The sequence below is a fragment of the Curtobacterium sp. MCLR17_007 genome, assembly GCF_003234655.2.
Lineage (GTDB): Bacteria > Actinomycetota > Actinomycetes > Actinomycetales > Microbacteriaceae > Curtobacterium.
Genome location: NZ_CP126271.1, coordinates 241965 through 260611 on the forward strand (window position 1 = coordinate 241965; position 18647 = coordinate 260611).

Consider the following 18647-nt stretch of genomic DNA (forward strand, 5'->3'; position numbering starts at 1 on the left):
GACCGGAACGGCCGTCTGGCAGGAACTCTACGGTCCGGGCAGACACGTTCCGTTTCGCCCGTTCGGCAGAAACAGACTATTTACACGGGAACGTTTGTTTTTCCAACGACTTTGGCCATTGACTGTGCGCATCCCGACGTCCCTGTTCAAGGAGTCCACATGATGAAGCCCCGTCGCTGGGCACTGCTCACCGGAGCCGCGCTCGCGGTGAGCGCCCTGCTCGCCGGCTGTTCCGGGGGCGGTTCCGCCACCTCGAACGCGAAGTCCGACGAGATCAACTACGCGCTGCCGGCCAACTTCACGCCGAACTGGATCCTGCCGATCGGCACCGCGGCGCACCTCAACACGAACAACGGCTCGATCGCGCAGTCGCTGTACGAGCCCCTGGTGGCGTACGACGGCTCGACGGGCAAGATCGCGTGGAACAAGGCGGGATCGGTCGCCACGGCCGCCGACTTCGCCAGCGACGGCACCAGCGTCACGATGACGCTCGGGGACCGGCACTGGTCGGACGGCAAGCCCATCACCAGTCGCGACGTGGAGTTCTGGTTCAACCTGATCAAGGCGAACAAGGACCAGTGGGGCTCGTACTCCGAGGGCAAGGCACCGGACAACTGGACCTCGTTCAAGGCCGTCGACGACACGCACTTCACGATCACGTTCGACAAGGCCTACAACGCCGACTGGATGCTCGCCAACCAGCTGAGCCACATCATCCCGCTGCCGCAGCACGCCTGGGACAAGACCAGTGCCGGCGCGAAGGTGACCGACGCGGACGAGACCACCGCCGGCGCCAAGTCCGTGTGGAAGTACCTCAACACCGCCGCAGGCAAGATCTCGGACTACGCCAGTGACGACCTGTGGAAGACGATCTCCGGCCCCTACGGCGTGACCTCGTTCACGACCGCCGGCAAGGTGCAGCTCACCGCCAACAAGCAGTACGACGGCGGCGAGAAGCCGTCGATCACGACGGTGAACCTGCTGCCGTACACGACCACCGATGCCGAGACCAACGCGGTCCGCTCGGGTGCGGTCGACTACGGCTACATCAACGCCACCGACCTCGACCAGAAGGACTCCTTCACGTCGAAGGGCTACGACGTCAAGCCGTGGACCGGCTGGGCGATCACGTACATGCCGTACAACTTCAACAACCCGACCATGGGCGCCGTCTTCAAGCAGCTGTACGCCCGCCAGGCCGTGCAGATGTCGATCGACCAGGCCTCGCTCTCCAAGGTCGTGTTCAACGGCACCGCCACCTCGACCTACGGTCCGATCCCGCAGGCGCAGGAGTCCGACTACGTGTCCAGCACGCAGAAGGACAACCCGTACCCGTTCAGCACGTCGAAGGCCAAGGCCCTGCTCACCAGCCACGGCTGGACCGCGAAGGGCGGCACGATGGTCTGCACCGACGCCGGATCCGGCGACAGCCAGTGCGGCGAGGGCGTGGCAGCCGGCACGAAGTTCACGATGTCCGTCCTGTCGCAGTCCGGCTCGACCGTCACCGACAACATGATGAGCGCGATCCAGTCGTCGCTGCAGAAGACCGGCATCGGCTTCACGATCAAGACCGCGCCGGTGTCGAGCGTGCTGTCGCAGACCCCGACCTGCACCTCGGACCAGGCGAGCTGCGACTGGGACCTGTCGTTCTTCGGCACGGCGGGCAGCTGGTACTTCCCGGCCTACCCGACCGGTGAGTCGCTCTTCCAGACCGGCGGTTCGGCCAACTTCGGCTCGTACTCCAACAAGGAGGTCGACTCGCTGATCAACGCGACGACGACCTCGACGGACGCCGCAGCGGTGCAGGACTACAGCGCCGCCGTCGCCAAGGACCTGCCGGTGATCTGGCTGCCCAGCCCGGACTACCAGATCTCGGTGGTCAAGCAGGGTCTGACCGGGTTCGACCAGGACTCGCTCGCCAACTTCCACCCGGCCCAGTGGAAGTGGAGCAAGTAGGTCGCTCACGCGACCACGGCCGGGAGGCGCGGTGCGGGTCCGACCCGCACCGCGCCTCCCGGGTCCCACCGTCGGAATCGACCAACGGAAGCCGCATGACCACAGTCCTCTACCTGACCAGGCGGGTGCTCCAGGCACTCGCGGTGGTCCTCATCGTCACGATCGTCGTGTTCTGCCTGCTGCACGCCCTGCCGGGCGGCCCTGCCCGCGGCGTGCTCGGTGTCTCCGCGACCCCCGCGCAGATCGCCGCGTTCAACCAGCAGCAGGGACTCGACCAGGCGCTGCCGATCCAGTACTTCCGGTTCCTCGGGCGGCTGTTGAGCGGCGACCTCGGCACCTCGTACACGCTCAACGAACCGGTGTCGCAGCTGATCCGCGAACGCCTGCCGAAGACCCTCGTGCTCACCGGCCTGTCCGCGGTGGTCGGGCTCGTCATCGCGATCCCGGTCGGCATGTGGCAGGCAGCCCGTCGCAACGGCGCGGTGGACTACACGGTCACGGCACTGGCGTTCGTCTTCTACTCGACGCCGGCCTTCTTCCTCGGCCTGATCCTGATCGTGGTGTTCACCCAGCAGCTGCCCTGGCTGCCGTCGCAGGCGCCGACCGGCTCCACGCTCGCCGAGGTCTTCCAGGACCCCGCCGGACTCGTGCTCCCGGTGCTGACCGGTGCGCTCGCGATGATCGCGGTGTTCAGCCGGTACATGCGGGCCTCGACGCTCGAGAACCTGCAGGAGGACTACGTGCGCACGGCCCGCGCCGGCGGGGCGTCGACGGCGACGATCCTGCGCCGGCACGTGTTCCGGAACTCGCTGACGCCGGTCGTCGCGATGCTCGGCTACTACCTGCCGGTGCTGTTCGGCGGCGCGCTCGTCACCGAGCAGCTGTTCAACTACCCGGGGATGGGGCTGCTGTTCTGGAACGCGGCCCAGTCCTCGGACTACCCGACGCTGCTCGGCTGCGTCCTCGTCATCTCGATCGCGACGGTGATCGGCACGCTGCTGGCCGACGTCGCGCAGTCCCTGATCGATCCCCGAGTGAAGGCGGACCGCGCATGACCACCGTGCAGATCGCACCGGAAGCCCCCGGCGCCCCCGTCTCGGTCGCCGCGACCGGGTTCCGCCTCGCCGCCCGCCGGTTCTCGCACAACACGCTGGCGGTCATCGGCCTCGTCGTGATCGTGGTCATCGTCCTGTTCTGCTTCGTCGGCCCGTTCCTGTACCCGACCGACCAGACCCACACGCAGCTGTCCCAGGCGAACCTCGGCCCGAGTGCCGGACACTGGCTCGGCACCGACGCCGTCGGCCACGACGTGGTCGGCCGGCTGATGTACGGGGGCAAGGTCTCGCTGCTGGTCGGCATCGCAGCCGGGGTCCTCGCGACGGTCGTCGGCACCCTGTGGGGCTCGATCGCCGGGTACGTCGGCGGCTGGGTCGACGCGGTCATGATGCGCATCGTCGACGCCGGCATCGCGATCCCCGCGCTGTTCATCCTGCTCGTCATCTCGGCGATCACCACGCCCGGTGTCGCGGGGCTCATCGTGATCCTCGGCCTGGTGTCGTGGCTCGTGCCCTCGCGCCTGATCCGCGCCGAGACCCTGACGCTGAAGAACCGCGACTACGTCCTGACGCTCCGTGCGATCGGCGGCTCGCACGCCCGTGCCATCGGCAAGCACCTGCTGCCCAACTCCGTGTCGACGATCGTGGTCGCCGCGACGTTCCAGGTCGCCGACGCGATCCTGCTGGTCGCCTACGTGTCCTACCTCGGCCTCGGGGTGCAGCCGCCGGCGACGGACTGGGGCGGGATGCTCTCGGCGGGACTCACCGCCGCGTACTCGGGACGGTGGTGGCTGATCGTGCCACCGGGTCTCGCCGTGATCCTGGTCGTCTGCGCGTTCAACGCCGTGGGCGACGGGCTGCGGGACGCCTTCGACGTGAGGGGACGAGGATGACCGACATCCTGCAGATGACCGACCTCGGGGTCACGTTCACCACCGAGTCCGGCCCGGTCGACGCCGTCCGCGGGGTCTCGCTGGCGGTCGCTCCCGGGGAGACCCTGGCGCTCGTCGGCGAGTCCGGCTCGGGCAAGTCCACCGTGGCGCTCGCCGCGATGGGGCTGCTCTCCGGCAACGCGACGGCCACCGGCAGCGCCGTGGTCGACGGCCATCAGGTGATCGGTGCCGGGGAACCCGCACTGCGCGGACTGCGCGGCAGCACGGTGTCGATGGTGTTCCAGGAGCCGGCGACGGCCCTCGACCCCCTGACCCGGGTCGGTGCGCAGATCGCCGAGGTCATCCGGAACCACCGGCAGGCGTCGGTGTCCCAGGCGTCCGCCGAAGCCGTCGAACTGCTCCGCAAGGTCGGGATCCCGGAGCCCGAGCAGCGCGCGAAGGCCTTCCCGTTCCAGCTCTCCGGCGGGCAGCGGCAGCGCGTCGTCATCGCGATGGCGATCGCGAACGCGCCGAAGCTCCTGATCGCGGACGAACCCACCACGGCGCTCGACGTCACGGTGCAGGCCGAGGTCCTCGAGCTGCTGCGCGCGCTCGCCGTGGACAGCGGCACCGGCGTGTTGCTCGTCACGCACAACATGGGCGTGGTCGCGGACTTCGCCGACCGGGTCGCCGTGATGCTGCAGGGCGAGATCGTCGAGACCGGCAGCGTCGAGGACGTGCTGCTCCGCCCGCAGCACGAGTACACGAAGCGGCTGCTCGCCGCCGTGCCGCGGCTCGACACCCCCGAGACGGTCGCGATCCGCGAGCGGGCAGCGGCACCGGCATCGGGACCGGGCGCGCCAGGCGTCCCGGCCGGTCCGGACGGGAGGCCCGATGCGGCTCCGGTCGTCGACCTGCGGGACGTCTCGGTGACGTTCGGGCGCGGTGCGCGGGCGGTCCACGCCCTGCAGGGCATCGACGTCGTGGTCCACGCGGGCGAGACCGTCGGCCTGGTCGGCGAGTCCGGTTCGGGCAAGTCCACGGCGGCGCGGGTCGCCCTCGGGCTCATCCCGCCGACCTCCGGCACCGTGAGCCTGTTCGGGCAGGACCTGCGCCGGACGCCCCGACGCGACCGGCGGGCACTGCGCGCGGGCATCGGCGTCGTGCTGCAGGACCCCGTGGCCTCGCTGGACGCCCGCATGTCGGTCGGCGAGTGCATCGCCGAACCCCTCGCAGTGCACCGTCGCGGCATGTCGGCATCCGAGCGGCGCACGCGCGTCGACGAGGTCCTCGACGCCGTCCGGCTTCCCCGGGCGCTGGCGAACCGGGCACCGCGCGAGCTGTCCGGTGGGCAGCGTCAGCGCGTCAGCCTTGCCCGGGCGCTCGTGCTCGAGCCGCGGTTGCTCGTCGCCGACGAACCGACCTCGGCGCTCGACGTCAGCGTGCAGGAGGCGGTGCTCGAGGTCCTCACCGAGCTGCAGGCCGACTTCGGGTTCGCGTGCCTGTTCGTCTCGCACGACCTGGCCGTCGTGCAGCACTTCGCCGAGCGGGTCGTCGTGATGCGGCGCGGGGTCATCGAGGAGCAGGGCACGACGGACACGACCCTGCTGCACCCGACGACCGACTACACGCGTCGGCTGCTCGCCGCCGTCCCCGTGCCCGATCCCGTGCTGCAACGCCGGCGGCGGACCGAGCGTCTCGCGACGCTCGCGGCGGTGTCCTCGTGACCCGGCTGCTGGCCGGCATCGACGTCGGCGGGACGAACACCAAGGTCGTGCTCGCGACCGCCGCGCTGCAGGTGGTGGACCGCATCGACCTGCCGACACCCGCCCACGCGGGTGGGGCGGCGATCGTGGCGAGCGCCCTCGGCGCCGTCAGCGGTCTGCTCGAGTCGCACCGGGCCTCCCTGGCGGGCGTCGGGATCGGCGCGGCCGGCGTGGTCGACGCGGCCACGGGCACGGTCCTGGTGACCGGGAACTCGTTCACCGGCTGGGCCGGGTACGGGGTGACCGAGGCGGTGACGCAGGCACTCGGTGTCCCGGCGACGCTCGACAACGACGTGAACGCGTTCCTGCTCGGCGAGATCGCCGCCGGAGCGGTCGTGGGGGAGCGCAACGTGCTCGGCATGACGCTCGGCACCGGTGTCGGCGGAGCCCTCGTGCTCGACGGCACGCTGTTCGCCGGACCGCGCGGTGCCGCCGGCGAGATCGGCCACGTGCCGGGGTTCGGCGACGGGCTGTGCACCTGCGGGCAGCACGGGCACCTCGAGACCATCGCCGCCGCGCGTGGCATGGCCGACCGGTACGAGGCCGTGACCGGCCGCCGCTTGCCCGTGCACGCGATCGCCGACGCCGCACGCGCGGGTGACCCCGAGGCCGCGTCGGTGTTCCGGACCGCCGGGTGGGGGATCGCCCGCGGCATCCTGCTCACCGCGGGGATCCTGGACGTGACGACGGTCGTCATCGGGGGCGGTGTCGCGCGCTCGTGGGACCTGCTCGCTCCGGCGATCGAGGCGGCGATCGCCGCCGAACCGCCCGTCTCCGGGGCGGCCATCCGGGTCGAGCCGGCCCTGCTCGGGTCGGACGCGGTCGCGCTCGGGGCCGCGGCACAGGTGCGCGCCCGGGTGCTCGACGCCGAGCTCGCGTAGCGGCGCGCGGCGCTTGGCGCTCCCCACGGAACCACAGAACGGACACAGCATCGTGCGCTTGCACGGTGCTGTGTCCGTTCCGTGGTGCTGACCCCGTCGACCTGATCGTGACGGGGTCGACTGGGTCAGGCTCGGCGGGTTCCGACGCGGGGCAGGACCAGTCCGAGCACGATCATGGCGACCGCGAGGACCGCGTGCAGCACGTTGTCAGCGCTGTTCAGCGGGACGAAGTTCGCGGCGCTCGCCATGTTCGCGGTGAACAGGCCGTAGACGAAGAGCACCGCGTAGACGATGCCGCCGACGAGCAGGTACAGCCGGGCACCCGTGGCGGTGCGTGCGGCGAGCAGCCCGACGATGCCGAACAGCAGGTGGACGATGTTGTGCAGGACCGAGACCTGGAACAGGCCGAGCAGGTGCGCCATCGAGCCGTTGCCCGCGGCCGACATCGTGCCCATGTCCATCGTGAGTCCGGGGACGAAGCCGGCGATGCCGACGATGAGGAACACGACGCCGAAGACGAGGGCGCCCTTCTGGGTCCAGGTGGAGCCGTAGCCGGTGCGGCCGGCTGCTGTGTGCGCTGTCATGACGAGACCTTTCGTGGTGGTGAGTCGTCGTGTTCGGCAACCCGTGGCAGATCGTATGCACAGGGGATTCGGAGCGCTCGCCGTGCCGGTTTGCAGCCTTGACCAGGAACAGGTCCCGACTCGTACGATCGACGAGTGGCCACCAGCGCAGATCCCGTCGTCCTCCTGACCGCGTTCGAGCCCTTCGGTGGTGCAGCGCGCAACCCCTCGTGGGATGCCGTCCAGGCCGTCGCATCCGCGTGGGACGGGCCCGGACGGGTCGTCGTCGAGCAGCTGCCGGTCGTCTTCGCCGAGGTCCGCGCCGCGATCGTCGCCGCGGTCACGGAGCACCGGCCGACGCTCGTGATCGCCACCGGTGTCGCCGAGGGCCGGACGACCGTGTCCCCCGAACGGGTGGCCGTCAACATCGACGATGCGCGCATCCCGGACAACGCCGGAGCTCAGCCCATCGACGAACCGATCGATCCGCGCGGCCCCGACGGCTTCCTGACGACCCTGCCGATCAAGCGCATCGTGCGTGCCGCGACCCGGGCCGGTGTGCCGGCGGCTGTGTCGAACACCGCGGGCACCTTCACCTGCAACCACGCCTTCTACGAGCTCATGTCGATCGCCGCCAACGAGGGCTTCCGTGCCGGTTTCGTCCACGTCCCGGCGACGCCCGAGTCGGCGACCGGCGACGTCCCGACCCTGCCGCTCGACGACCTGGTGACCGCGCTCACCCTCGCCGTCCGCGAGTCGCTCGACCCCGCCCCCGACGCCGTCGTCACGGGCGGCACCGAGCACTAGCACCCCGATGCGTCCGTCGAAGTGCGGACTGGTGCGACCCCTGAACGGGGGATGAAGATGCTCTTCAGTTGCACAGCGCAACGGGTCAGTCCCGGTCAGTGGAGTGGGTCCGACCCCGACAGAGGAGTCGTCATGAAGAAGTCCATCGCAGCGGCGTTCGCCGCGACCCTCATCGCCGGCGGGCTGTTCGCCGCCGCACCGGCATCGGCCCTGACAGCCAGCCCCCAGGTCGTCGGCGGCGAGCGTGCCACGAACACGTGGGCGGTCCAGCTCGAGGCGTCCGGCGGGTCCATCCCGTCGGGCTACGTCAGCAACTGCACCGGCGAGCAGATCACCGCCTCGTGGGTGCTGACCGCCCGGCACTGCATCGACGGCATCGGTGCGATGAACGTCTACCACTCCAACTCGACGTCGAACCGCGGCGCCGCATCCGTCGTTGACCGGGTGTCCGCCGCACCGACGGGCGACATCGCGCTCGTGCACCTGCGCACCGCGTCCGCGCTGTCGTCCTACGCGCCGCTCGACCTCGCAGCGACCGCGAAGTCGAGCGGCACCGGCACGATCCAGGGCTACGGCCTGCGGGCGAACGCGACGCAGTCCGACGGGCTGTACCAGGCGAGCGTCTCGCTCACCGGCGCCAGCACCGACGCCTACAGCGGCCGCGCGCAGCACGTCACCGGTGTGAGCGGCGCGTCGAACCACGGCGACTCGGGCGGCCCGCTGATCGTGAACGGCAAGGTCGTCGGCGTGTGCTCGACGGGCGACAGCGCCGACCCGGGCGCGAACACCCGGGCCGGCTCGAACTACGCGCTGCTGACGCAGTCCGCGTCCTGGATCCGGTCGACTGCCGGCGTCTGACCCGCTGACGGGACAGGAGGTCCGGTGCCACCTGGCACCGGACCTCCTTTCCGTGCTGTGGTCGCGCTCATGGCGGGCTCCGGCCCGACCTGAGCGCACGTCCGTACGGTGCCGAGGAACGTGGAGCCATGAGCCAGTACGACAAGCGCGACCCGAACTCCCTCTACCCCGCACCGCCCTACCCGAAGCAGGAGCAGTCCCTGCCGGGTGCCGCCTGGAAGATGGACCCGAAGCCCGACCACGGCGAGCAGAGCTACGTCGGCAAGGAGCGCCTGACGGGCTTCCGCGGGATCGTCACCGGCGCGGACTCCGGCATCGGCCGTGCCGCCGCGATCGCGATGTCGCGCGAGGGCGCCGACCTCGTCCTGTCCTACCTGCCGGACGAGCAGGAAGACGCCGAGGAGGTCCGCGACCTGCTCGAGTCCGAGGGACGCCGGGCGGTCCTGGTCCCCGGCGACATCTCGGACGAGCAGTACTGCAAGGACCTCGTCCAGCAGGCCGTCGACGAGCTCGGCGGACTGGACACCCTGGTGATGGTGGCCGGGCGCATGGAGAGCAACGAGGACATCCTGACGCTCGACACGCAGATGTTCGACTCGACGTTCAAGACGAACATCTACTCGCTGTTCTGGTTGACGAAGGCCGCGGTGCCGCACCTGGAGCCGGGGTCGACGATCGTGACGACCGGCTCGATCCAGGCGTCGACACCGTCGCCCGACAAGATCGACTACGCCGTGTCCAAGGGCGCGATCAAGCTCTTCACCGAGGCCGTCGCCCAGCAGCTCGCCCCGAAGGGCATCCGCGTGAACTCGGTTGCCCCGGGACCGGTCTGGACGCCGCTGCAGCCGGGCTCCGACGACGCCGAGACCGTGTCGCACTTCGGTGAGCAGTCGCCGTTCGGCCGCCCCGGCCAGCCCGCCGAACTCGGTGCTGCCTACGTGCACCTGGTGAGCCCGGAGTCGAGCTACCAGTCGGGTTCGACCATCACGATCGCCGGAGGCACACCCGCGTTCTGAGTCACGCCCGCGTCCCGACGCCCTCCGCTCCCAGCACACCGAGGAGCGCGAGGGCGTCCGCGTCCGGTGACCCCGCTGGCGCCGTGTAGAGCACGAGGAACTGGTCCCGGTCCGTCAGCGCCAGGCTGTCGCAGTCCACGGTGACCGGGCCGACGGCCGGGTGGTGGAAGGTCTTCGTCAGCATCGGCGCCGTCCGCACGTCGTGCTGCTCCCACAGTCGGGCGAACTCGGTGCTGCCGGTCCGCAGTTCCTCGACCAGGTCGGACACCGTCGGGTCGGCGGGGTACCGGGCCCGCGCGCTCCGGAGGTGGACCACGACGTCGCGCTGGAACTCGGTGCCGTCCGCGATGCCGAACGGCGGCTGCTCCGGCTGGCCCCCGACCGGGAAGGCCTTCCTGGCGAGGTTCCGCTCCGACGGTGGGCGCTTGCCGAAGTCCTCCATGAGCGCGGCGGCGAGTGCATTCCAGGCGAGGACCTCGAACGTCGCTGAGATGACGATCGCTGCGGTCTGCGGGAGTCGTTCGACGACGGCGAGGATGCTCGGTCGGACGTCACGCCGGACGAGTCCGTGGTGCAGCGGAGCGGTGCCGGCGAGCAGGTGCAGGTGCTCGGACTCGGCGTCGGTCAGCAGGAGCGCGCCGGTGATCGCGGCGAGGACCTCGGCCGACGGTCGTGGCGCGCGGCCCTGCTCGAGGCGGATGAAGTACTCGGTCGAGATGTGCGCCAGGACGGCGACCTCCTCGCGCCGCAGCCCCGGAGTCCGTCGCCGCGGGCCGGAGGGCAGACCCACGTCCTCGGGTCGGAGTCGTTCGCGCCGCGACCGGAGGAACGCGGCGAGTTCCTGCTTGTCCATGGTCCGAGTCTGCTCGCTCCCACGATCCCGATCCTGGTACGGCTCGTACCTGGCTCCGTCGACCCACCGGGCCGGACGCTGAGGGCATGACGAACGACACCACCACCCACACGCCCATCGGCCTGCTCTCCGGCAAGGTCCTGTTCATCACCGGTGCCAGCCGCGGCATCGGCGCTGCCGCGGCCCGGCTCTTCGCCCGCGAGGGCGCCGCGGTCGTGCTCGCTGCTCGCAGCACCGGCGCACTCGACGCCGTCGTCGCCGCCGTCCGCGCGGACGGCGGCACCGCCGACGCCGTGGCACTCGACCTCGCCGACCCCGACAGCATCCGCGGCGCCGTCGCCCGGGTCGACGACCTGCACGGCCGTCTCGACGGGGCGTTCAACAACGGCGCGGCGATCCAACAGCCCGGACCCCTCGACACCACCAGCGACGAGGACCTCGACGAGCAGTTCGCGGTGAACTTCCGCGGGCACTGGGTCGCGATGACCGCCGAGGCCGCGCTGATGCGTCGGGCGGGCGGTGGCGCGATCGTGAACACGTCGAGCATCGGCAGCCGACGCGCGAACCCGGCCCTGCCCGCCTACGGCGCGATGAAGCGCGCGCTGAACAGCATCACCGAGACCGCCGCCGTCACCTGGGCGCCCGAGCACATCCGGGTGAACGGCATCACCCCCGGTGGGACGGCCACCGAGATGATCGACGCGTGGGAGGCCGCGACGCCCGGCATCGCGGCGCAGATCAACGCCTCGGTGCCGCTCGGTCGGATGGCGGAGCCGGCGGAGGTCGCCGAGGTCGCCGCCTGGCTGCTGAGCGACCGCGCCTCCATGGTCACCGGCGCGATCGTCCCCGTCGACGGCGGTGCTGGCGCCTGACCGCGTCGGGGGGACGTGCGCGCTACTCGACCAGCGCCTGGGTCCCGAGCACGATCGCGAGCGAGAGCCGCTCCGCGTCCGCCGTCCCCGGCTCGGCGGTGTAGGCCATGATCCGCAGGTCCTCGGGCCCGACCACGAGCGTGTCGCAGTCCACCTGGATCGGCCCCACCGTCGGGTGGTGGATGGTCTTCTGCCGCGTCGGGTGGTCCGTCGGTGCCGGGGCGGCGGACTCCCACAGCGCGACGAAGCGCGGGCTCGCAGCGCGCAGGTCCCGCACGAGCTGCTGCAGCTGCCGGTCGAGCGGGTAGCGCGCGGCGGTCGACCGCAGGTCCGCCACCACCCGCTCCTCGAAGGCCCCCTGTTCAGCCGGGGTGTGCACGGCGCGACTGCCCGACCCGACCAGGTGCCGCCAGACCGTGTTCCGGTCGTGCCCGCGGAGCGCACCGATCGGCCCCATCAGCGCGTCGTACGGCAGGTTCGCGACGAGCAGGTTGCCCGCGGCGTCGAGCACGGCGACCGGGGTGTCGGCCAGCCGGTCGAGCAACCGCTGCACGCTCGGCGGGATCCGCGTGGGGACGACGTCCGCGCCGGGAGCGGCGTGTCCGGCGAGCGCGTAGAGCAGCTCGCGCTCGGCGTCCGCCACCCGCAGCGCCCGGACCAGCGCCTCGACGACCTGGGCGGACGGCGACGTGGCACGGCCCTGCTCGAGGCGGGTCAGGTAGTCGGCGGAGATCCCGGCCAGGCCAGCCAGCTCCTCGCGCCGCAGTCCGGTGGCCCGCCGGCGAGGCCCGATCGGCACCCCGACCGACGACGGGGCGACGTGGTCGCGCAGCCGCCGCAGCGTGCTCCCGAACTCCGAGTGGTCCATGCCGACAGTCTGCCTCGCGGGGACCGGCCGGGGCCTGGCCCTGCCAGTCCTACGACAACGGGGCGGCTGTCTGCCCGGCAACGGACGGGCGCACGCTGCGGTCATGACAACGACACTCGTGACCGGGGCCTCCCGAGGCCTCGGCAAGGAAACCGCCCGTCAACTCGTCGCCGCCGGGCACACCGTCTGGGTCGGCGCTCGCGACCTGCGGGCCGGCACCGCGGTCGCCGAGGAGCTCGGCGCGCGGGCCGTGCAGCTCGACGTGACCGACGACGCCTCGGTCGCCGCCGCGTTCGCACACCTCGATGCGGCGGGCGGGCTGGACGTGCTGGTCAACAACGCCGGCATCGCGATGTGGGGGCTGAACGGTCCCGACGCACTCGCCGTGTTCGACGCGAACGCGGTGGGCATCGTCCGGACCACCGAGGCGGCGCTGCCCCTCCTGCGCCACTCGGCGAGCCCGCTCGTCGTGAACATCGGCAGTGCGCTCGGCTCGTTCGCCGCGACCCACGACCCCGCGAAGCCCGCATCCACCGTGAACGCGATCGTCTACGGTGCGAGCAAGGCCGCCGTGTCCATGCTCACGGCGCAGTACGCCCGCGCCGTCCCGGAGGTCCACTTCGTCGTGGTCGAGCCCGGCTACACCGCGACCGAGCTCGGCGGGGCGCCGAACCCACACGGTCGCCCGGTCGAGGTCAGTGCGGCGACGGTCGTGGCCGCGGCATCGGCGGGCCCGGAGGGCCCCACCGGCGTGTTCCTGGAGGACGGCGAACAGCTCGGGTGGTGACGACCCCACGCTGGGTGTGACGGACGGGAGGCCCGGTACCGACCCGGGACGCGCCTCCCGTCCGCGACGCGGTCACGTCCACCGCACCAGTCGGCCGGCCAGGCCGGATGGCCGGTCGACGGACCACGGTCAGCCCGACGGGCGATCCGCCCGGAGCGTCCGATGGTGTTCGATCGCGGGATGACCTCCGTCTCCGTCCCCGATCGGTGGCGGAGCACCGACAGGGCAGGGCGCCTGCGGGACGCGGGCCTGGCGCTCGTCATCGCGACGGCGTCCACGGCGTGGATCTGGCACCGGCTCGGGTTCCCCGCTCGCGGGACGGCCTGGGCCGAGGACTCCGGCCGGTTCCTCGAGCAGCGCATCGCGTCGGGTCCGATCCGGACGCTGTGGCACCCGTACGACGGGTACCTGCACCTCGTCCCACGGGTGCTCGTGGACGTCGCCGTGGCGATCCGCCCGGTCCACGACTACGCGACGGTGGTCGACGCACTGTCGTGCACCGTGATCGGCCTGGTCTGCGGTGCGGTGTTCCTGCTTGCGGGTCCCATCGTCCGGGCCTGGCCGCTCCGCGTGCTGCTCGCGGTGGTGCCGGCGATCTCCCCGATCGGCATCGTCGAGATCGCGGGCAACACCGCCAACCTGCACTGGTACCTGCTGTTCCTGGCCCCGTGGCTGTTCGCGGCACGACCCCGGTCGTGGTGGTCGGCAGCCGTGCTGGCGGCGACGGCGCTCGCCGTGACGCTGACCGAGATCCAGACCGCGGTGTTCCTGCCCCTGTTCCTGCTGGCCCGACGCGAGCGACGTGCACTGCCCGTGCTGGGTGCGGCGGTCCTCGGCATCGCGGCCCAGGTCGTGGCGACCGTGACCCATCCGCGGCCACCGGCGACGAGCATCACCAGCCCGAGCGACATCGTGCTGGGCTACCTGACGCAGGCCTTCGCCGGCGGCTGGACCCCACGGGTGCAGCGGGTCGGGATGGCCGTCCTCGACCACGGCTGGTGGGTCCTCGTCGTCCCCGCGGTCGCGGTCCTGGCCGCGCTGGCGGTCGCCACCCGTGTCGGCGGACGGCAGCGTCGCTGGATGTCGGTCGCCCTGGTGGGTGGGTCGGTCGTGGTGTGGACCGCGGCGTTCGCGCTCAACCACGTCGACGACAGCGACTGGTCCGCGTTCACCCGGCAGCAGTACGCGGGCACCGGCCCGTACCGCTACGCCGCCGCCGCGTCGATGCTGCTCGTCGCAGCCGTCGTGCTCGCCGCCGACGCCCTGCTGGCCCGTGGCCGGTGGTGGGCGGTGCCGGCATGGCTGCTCGTCGCGAGCGTGGTCGCGGCCGGCGTGCTCGGTGCCCACACCGTGGAGCGCCGGGACGCGGGCCCGGTCTGGGCGACACAGGTCGAGCAGGCGGTGCCCCGGTGTCGCGCGGACCCGACCCGGTCCGTCCAGATCAGCGCCGCGCCCATCCGGCCCACGTGGCGCGCCGACGTGCCCTGCTCGTGGATCCTGCCGTCGGCGGGTCCCGTCAGATGAACTGCCGGAAGTTGGTCGAGGCCAGGTCCAGCAGCTCGTCGCCGCGGCCGCTCAGGACGGTACGGATCGCGTAGAGCGTGAAGCCCTTGGCCTGCTCGAGCGTGACCGCCGGCGGCATCGACAGCTCCTGGCGGTCGGCCTTGACCGACACCAGCGCCGGGCCGTCGTGCGCGAGGGCCGCTGCCATCGCCGACTCGAAGTCCGCGGACTCGTCGACGCGGAAGCCCTTGATGCCGATCGCCTCGGCGACCTTCGCGAAGTCGGGGTTCCGCAGCTCCGTGCCGAAGTTCACGAAGCCCGCCGCCTTCATCTCGAGCTCGACGAAGTTGAGCGACGAGTTGTCGAACACGACGATCTTCACCGGCAGCTCGTTCTGCACGATCGTGATCAGCTCGCCGAGCAGCATCGTCAGCCCACCGTCACCGGCCATCGCGATGACCTGCCGGTCCGGGAACGCGGTCTGTGCGCCGATCGCCTGCGGCACCGCGTTCGCCATCGTGCCGTGCACGAACGAGCCGATCAGCCGTCGCTTGCCGTTCAGGGTCAGGTACCGGGACGCCCACACGACCGGCGAGCCGACGTCCGGGATGAACACGGCGTCGTCGGCGGCGAGCCGGTCGAGCACGCGCGTGACGTACTGCGGGTGCAGCGGCTTGTGCTTCCCCGCGGGGACGGCCAGGTCGTCGAGCTTCTCGCGGGTCTTCCGGTAGTGCTTGCGGGCGTCCTCCAGATGGTGCGCGGGCTTGGCGCCGTCGAGCAGCGGGATGAGCGCGAGTGCGGTGTCCTTGACCGTGCCGACCAGCCCGATGTCCACCGGGTGCCGGCGCCCGAGCTGTGAGCCGCGGATGTCGACCTGCACGTGCTTCGCCTTCGCCGGGAAGAACTGCTGGTACGGGAAGTCGGTGCCGAGCATGAGGACGACGTCGGCGTCCTCCATCGCGCGGTACCCGGACGCGAAGCCGAGCAGCCCGGTCATGCCGACGTCGTAGGGGTTGTCGTACTCGATGTGCTCCTTGCCGCGCAGGGCGTGCACGATCGGGGCCTGCAGCCGCTCGGCCAGGGCGACGACCTCGTCGTGGGCCCCGGCGACACCGGCGCCGGCCAGGATCGTGATCTTGTCGGCGCCGTTCAGCAGGTCCGCGGTGCGCTGGAGCTCGGCCTCGGACGGGAGGACGCGCGGGGTGGCGTGCTCGATGCGGGTGGTCCGGGTGTCCTTCGCCTCGGCGAGCAGCACGTCCCCGGGGATGACGAGCACCGCGACGCCGCGCTTCTCGATCGCCTCACGCATCGCGATCTCGAGCAGGCGGGGCATCTGCGTCGGGTCGGCGACGTACTCGACGTACACGGAGCACTCGCGGAACAGCTCCTGCGGGTGGGTCTCCTGGAAGTACCCGGAGCCGATCTCGGCCGTGGGGATGTGCGCGGCGATCGCCAGCACGGGCACGCGGGAGCGGTTCGCGTCGAACAGCCCGTTGACCAGGTGCAGGTTGCCCGGGCCGCAGCTGCCCGCACACACCGCGAGTTCCCCGGTCAGTTCCGCCTCGGCCGACGCGGCGAACGCGGCCGCCTCCTCATGCCGGACGTGTTCCCACCGGATGGTGCCGTCCTTGCGCAGGGCGTCGGTGAACCCGTTGAGGGAGTCTCCCGGCAGGCCGTAGACCCGCTGGACGTCGTTCAGGCGGAGGGTGGCGACGATGTTCTCGGCAACGGTGGGCATGCGGTTCCTCTCGTGGTGGACACCTCCCGGTGTAGTCGTCCCGCGCGGGCGGCGACCGGACGGCGCGTGGCCGGTTGCATCAGGACCGAGTGTGTCTGAGCGCTTTCGGATGGGCTCGACGTGCTCCGTGTGCGCGCTGGTCCTCCGGGGCTGCGACCATGGACGGATGATCGACGACGCGCCGCCGCTCCGACCCCGCCGCCGAGAGCCCGACGCGAACGGCATCCTGGTGCGCTCCCCGTACCCGCTCGCGATGCTGGCGATCGGCATCGGCGCCGTCGTCGTGCTCACCGTGGTCGGCTTCTTCCTCGGCACCGTGGACATCGGGCTCGCCCGCGCCCTCAACGCCCTGCACACCGGTGCCCTCCGCGCCGTCACCGACGGGGTCTACCACGCGATCAGCCCCGCGCCCGCGATCGTCGTCACCGTCGTCGTGACCGGCGTGATCTGGGCCGTGCAGCGCAACGTCCGACCCGCGGCAGCGTTCGCCGGGGTCGTCGCGATCACCTGGGTGCCGTCGGCGATCGTCAAGGAGATCGTGCACCGCACCCGACCCGACGTGTCCGTGCTGCCGCACCCGTTCCCCGTGCAGCCGGACCCGGGGTACCCGAGCGGCCACACGGTGTTCATGGTGGCCTTCACGATCGCGATCTGCTGGGTGCTGCGCGACACCCGGTGGCATGCGTTCGCCGTGACCGTCGGCACGATCGCCGTCGTCGTGGTGTTCTTCTCGGTGACGATCGACGCCGTGCACTACCCGACCGACGCACTGGCCTCGGTGGCGTGGGCGCTCGCCGTGGCCCCGGCCGCGCGGGTGCTCTGGGTGGACCTGCTCATGCCGCGGCTGCCGTACCTGCGGCCCGCCAAGCCCGTCGCCCGCTGACGCCGCCGGCTCTGATCTGCGGTCGGGTCTGCCACGGGTGGTCGAATCGCGCGTGGTCGGTCGGAACTTCCGACTGACGACGCGCGATCCGACATCCTCTGCGCGGAACGTCTGCCGCGTCAGTCCGCGCGAGCTGCCCGTCGACCCCGCGCCGCCAGCAGCGCGACGACCGCGACCACGGCGGCCGCGAGCATCACGACCGCCAGCGGCGCCGCCGTGCTCGACCCGCCGATGCTCACGAGCGGTGACACCAGTGCCGCGAGCCCGAACTGCAGCGCACCGAGCACCGCCGAGGCGCTGCCCGCGGCGGACGGCACGGCTCCGAGTGCCAGGGCCGTCGCGTTCCCGAGCACCAGCCCGAGGCTGCCGACCGCGGTGAACAGGGGCACGGCGAGCAGGAACACCGGGGCTGCGGTGACGACGAGCAGCGCGAACGCCACCGTCGAGGCCAGCACCAGGACGATGCCGAGCGACAGCACCCCGGTTACGGAGCGACGCTCGGTGAGCTTGGCGGACAGCACGCTGATGCCCATGAGCGCCAGCGCGTTCAGCCCGAACGCCAGCCCGTAGCCGACCGTGCCCAGGCCGAGCATGTCCTGGTACAGGAACGGCGACGCCGAGATGTACGCCATCATCACGGCGAAGGCGAACCCGAACACCGCGGTGTAGCCGAGGAACGTCCGCGAGCGCAGTGCGGTGAGCGGCGAGGACGACGACGAGCGTGCGGCCCGGAGGGCGTCCCGGTGCGAGCGCAGGTGCGTCTCGCGGATGACGGCGAGCACCGCCACGAGCATGACGACCGACAGCCCGAGCACGATCGTCAGCAGGCCGCGCCACCCGATCGGACCGGTGAGCAGTCCGCCGAGCAGCGGGGCGACGACCGGCGCGACACCGCCGACGATCATCATGAGCGAGAACGCCCGGGCCGCGGGCTTCCCGGTCGCGAGGTCGGAGATCACCGCGCGGCCGATCACCATGCCGGCGGCTCCGCCGAGCCCCTGTAGCAACCGGGCGACGATCAGCACGGCCACGTTCGGCGCGAGCACGGCGGCGACGCTGGCGAGCACGCACAGCGCTGCGCCGGCGATCAGCGGGGGCACGCGGCCGAAGCGGTCGGACAGCGGACCGAAGACGAGCTGCCCGGCGGTCACCCCGACCAGGAAGGCGGTGAGGGTCAGCTGCACGGTGGTGGCGGACGCCTCGAGCTCCCGCGTCATCTCCGGGAACGCGGGCAGGTACAGGTCGGTGGCGAACGGTGCCACCGCGCTGAGCAGGCCGAGCACCAGCAGCAGCGCTGTCGTGATGCCCTGTGGTCGTGTCGTGGGTGTCGCGAGGTCCGCGCGGATCGAGCCGGTGTTCGTCGTCATGG

Annotated in this window: 17 protein-coding genes; 12 read left to right on the forward strand and 5 right to left on the reverse strand. The window is 71.6% G+C overall.

Annotation, left to right across the window (positions count from 1 at the left end; genetic code table 11):
* Nucleotides 1–159 precede the first annotated feature (159 nt).
* The 5 genes from DEJ13_RS01215 (at nt 160) to DEJ13_RS01235 (ending at nt 6530) form a co-directional block, all read left to right on the forward strand.
* Nucleotides 160–1956 carry a peptide ABC transporter substrate-binding protein gene (locus DEJ13_RS01215; RefSeq protein ID WP_181437047.1) on the forward strand — a complete coding sequence of 599 codons (1797 nt, stop codon included), beginning with the start codon at nt 160–162 and terminating at the stop codon, nt 1954–1956.
* A gap of 95 nt (nt 1957–2051) precedes the next feature.
* Nucleotides 2052–3011, forward strand: a complete 960-nt coding sequence (locus DEJ13_RS01220; protein ID WP_111107110.1) for an ABC transporter permease — start codon at nt 2052–2054, stop codon at nt 3009–3011.
* The gene (locus DEJ13_RS01225) at nt 3008–3904 is read left to right on the forward strand and encodes an ABC transporter permease (protein ID WP_056126477.1); all 897 of its coding nucleotides are present in this window, start codon (nt 3008–3010) and stop codon (nt 3902–3904) included. The genes DEJ13_RS01220 and DEJ13_RS01225 overlap by 4 nt, the downstream gene beginning before the upstream one ends.
* On the forward strand, nt 3901–5610 hold the full coding sequence (locus DEJ13_RS01230; RefSeq protein WP_111107109.1) for a dipeptide ABC transporter ATP-binding protein: 1710 nt from the start codon (nt 3901–3903) through the stop codon (nt 5608–5610). The genes DEJ13_RS01225 and DEJ13_RS01230 overlap by 4 nt, the downstream gene beginning before the upstream one ends.
* On the forward strand, nt 5607–6530 hold the full coding sequence (locus DEJ13_RS01235; protein WP_220037593.1) for an ROK family protein: 924 nt from the start codon (nt 5607–5609) through the stop codon (nt 6528–6530). Before DEJ13_RS01230 ends, DEJ13_RS01235 begins: the two co-directional genes overlap by 4 nt.
* Nucleotides 6531–6655: 125 nt before the next feature.
* Here the strand turns inward: DEJ13_RS01235 and DEJ13_RS01240 are convergent, their stop codons facing one another.
* On the reverse strand, nt 6656–7114 hold the full coding sequence (locus DEJ13_RS01240; protein ID WP_111107108.1) for a DUF4383 domain-containing protein: 459 nt from the start codon (nt 7112–7114) through the stop codon (nt 6656–6658).
* A gap of 135 nt (nt 7115–7249) precedes the next feature.
* Here DEJ13_RS01240 and pcp point away from each other — a divergent pair, with 135 nt between their 5' ends.
* The 3 genes from pcp (at nt 7250) to DEJ13_RS01255 (ending at nt 9774) form a co-directional block, all read left to right on the forward strand.
* Entirely contained in the window at nt 7250–7900 is a 651-nt protein-coding gene (gene pcp / locus DEJ13_RS01245; RefSeq protein WP_111107107.1) for a pyroglutamyl-peptidase I, read from the forward strand.
* Between the two features lie 132 nt (nt 7901–8032).
* Complete coding sequence (locus DEJ13_RS01250) at nt 8033–8758, forward strand: S1 family peptidase (RefSeq protein ID WP_056126469.1); 726 nt, start codon at nt 8033–8035, stop codon at nt 8756–8758.
* 128 nt (nt 8759–8886) lie between these two features.
* The gene (locus DEJ13_RS01255) at nt 8887–9774 is read left to right on the forward strand and encodes an SDR family oxidoreductase (protein ID WP_111107106.1); all 888 of its coding nucleotides are present in this window, start codon (nt 8887–8889) and stop codon (nt 9772–9774) included.
* A gap of 1 nt (nt 9775) precedes the next feature.
* On the opposite strand, the gene DEJ13_RS01260 is transcribed toward DEJ13_RS01255, so the two are convergent.
* A complete protein-coding gene (locus DEJ13_RS01260) occupies nt 9776–10627 on the reverse strand; it encodes a helix-turn-helix transcriptional regulator (RefSeq protein ID WP_111107105.1) in 852 nt (283 codons plus the stop codon).
* An 86-nt stretch (nt 10628–10713) separates the two neighbouring features.
* Here DEJ13_RS01260 and DEJ13_RS01265 point away from each other — a divergent pair, with 86 nt between their 5' ends.
* Nucleotides 10714–11499 carry an SDR family NAD(P)-dependent oxidoreductase gene (locus tag DEJ13_RS01265; protein WP_111107104.1) on the forward strand — a complete coding sequence of 262 codons (786 nt, stop codon included), beginning with the start codon at nt 10714–10716 and terminating at the stop codon, nt 11497–11499.
* Between the two features lie 22 nt (nt 11500–11521).
* On the opposite strand, the gene DEJ13_RS01270 is transcribed toward DEJ13_RS01265, so the two are convergent.
* Nucleotides 11522–12367, reverse strand: coding sequence for a helix-turn-helix transcriptional regulator (locus tag DEJ13_RS01270; protein WP_056126462.1), 846 nt, complete (start codon nt 12365–12367; stop codon nt 11522–11524).
* Nucleotides 12368–12470: 103 nt separating this feature from the next.
* On the opposite strand from DEJ13_RS01270, the gene DEJ13_RS01275 reads away from it, so the two are divergent.
* On the forward strand, nt 12471–13154 hold the full coding sequence (locus DEJ13_RS01275; RefSeq protein ID WP_111107103.1) for an SDR family NAD(P)-dependent oxidoreductase: 684 nt from the start codon (nt 12471–12473) through the stop codon (nt 13152–13154).
* Nucleotides 13155–13334: 180 nt separating this feature from the next.
* Nucleotides 13335–14678: a hypothetical protein gene (locus DEJ13_RS01280; RefSeq protein WP_146245250.1), complete on the forward strand. Its 1344-nt coding sequence runs from the start codon at nt 13335–13337 to the stop codon at nt 14676–14678.
* Here DEJ13_RS01280 and poxB read toward each other — a convergent pair.
* Nucleotides 14671–16395, reverse strand: coding sequence for a ubiquinone-dependent pyruvate dehydrogenase (poxB, locus tag DEJ13_RS01285; RefSeq protein ID WP_111107101.1), 1725 nt, complete (start codon nt 16393–16395; stop codon nt 14671–14673). The genes DEJ13_RS01280 and poxB overlap by 8 nt on opposite strands.
* A 166-nt stretch (nt 16396–16561) precedes the next feature.
* Here poxB and DEJ13_RS01290 point away from each other — a divergent pair, with 166 nt between their 5' ends.
* Nucleotides 16562–17278 (forward strand): phosphatase PAP2 family protein, encoded by a 717-nt coding sequence (locus tag DEJ13_RS01290; protein ID WP_181437046.1) that lies wholly within the window; start codon nt 16562–16564, stop codon nt 17276–17278.
* Between the two features lie 119 nt (nt 17279–17397).
* Here the strand turns inward: DEJ13_RS01290 and DEJ13_RS01295 are convergent, their stop codons facing one another.
* Nucleotides 17398–18645 (reverse strand): multidrug effflux MFS transporter, encoded by a 1248-nt coding sequence (locus DEJ13_RS01295; RefSeq protein WP_111107100.1) that lies wholly within the window; start codon nt 18643–18645, stop codon nt 17398–17400.
* Nucleotides 18646–18647: the final 2 nt, after the last annotated feature.

Bases quoted from the DNA above. Each gene is read 5' to 3' on its own strand.
- DEJ13_RS01280 (WP_146245250.1), top strand. From the start codon at position 13,335: ATGACCTCCGTCTCCGTCCCCGATCGGTGGCGGAGCACCGACAGGGCA.
- DEJ13_RS01290 (WP_181437046.1), top strand. From the start codon at position 16,562: ATGATCGACGACGCGCCGCCGCTCCGACCCCGCCGCCGAGAGCCCGAC.
- DEJ13_RS01265 (WP_111107104.1), top strand. From the start codon at position 10,714: ATGACGAACGACACCACCACCCACACGCCCATCGGCCTGCTCTCCGGC.
- DEJ13_RS01220 (WP_111107110.1), top strand. From the start codon at position 2,052: ATGACCACAGTCCTCTACCTGACCAGGCGGGTGCTCCAGGCACTCGCG.
- DEJ13_RS01225 (WP_056126477.1), top strand. From the start codon at position 3,008: ATGACCACCGTGCAGATCGCACCGGAAGCCCCCGGCGCCCCCGTCTCG.
- DEJ13_RS01275 (WP_111107103.1), top strand. From the start codon at position 12,471: ATGACAACGACACTCGTGACCGGGGCCTCCCGAGGCCTCGGCAAGGAA.
- DEJ13_RS01215 (WP_181437047.1), top strand. From the start codon at position 160: ATGATGAAGCCCCGTCGCTGGGCACTGCTCACCGGAGCCGCGCTCGCG.
- poxB (WP_111107101.1), bottom strand. From the start codon at position 16,395: ATGCCCACCGTTGCCGAGAACATCGTCGCCACCCTCCGCCTGAACGAC.
- DEJ13_RS01295 (WP_111107100.1), bottom strand. From the start codon at position 18,645: ATGACGACGAACACCGGCTCGATCCGCGCGGACCTCGCGACACCCACG.
- DEJ13_RS01255 (WP_111107106.1), top strand. From the start codon at position 8,887: ATGAGCCAGTACGACAAGCGCGACCCGAACTCCCTCTACCCCGCACCG.
- DEJ13_RS01230 (WP_111107109.1), top strand. From the start codon at position 3,901: ATGACCGACATCCTGCAGATGACCGACCTCGGGGTCACGTTCACCACC.
- DEJ13_RS01260 (WP_111107105.1), bottom strand. From the start codon at position 10,627: ATGGACAAGCAGGAACTCGCCGCGTTCCTCCGGTCGCGGCGCGAACGA.
- DEJ13_RS01250 (WP_056126469.1), top strand. From the start codon at position 8,033: ATGAAGAAGTCCATCGCAGCGGCGTTCGCCGCGACCCTCATCGCCGGC.
- DEJ13_RS01270 (WP_056126462.1), bottom strand. From the start codon at position 12,367: ATGGACCACTCGGAGTTCGGGAGCACGCTGCGGCGGCTGCGCGACCAC.
- DEJ13_RS01240 (WP_111107108.1), bottom strand. From the start codon at position 7,114: ATGACAGCGCACACAGCAGCCGGCCGCACCGGCTACGGCTCCACCTGG.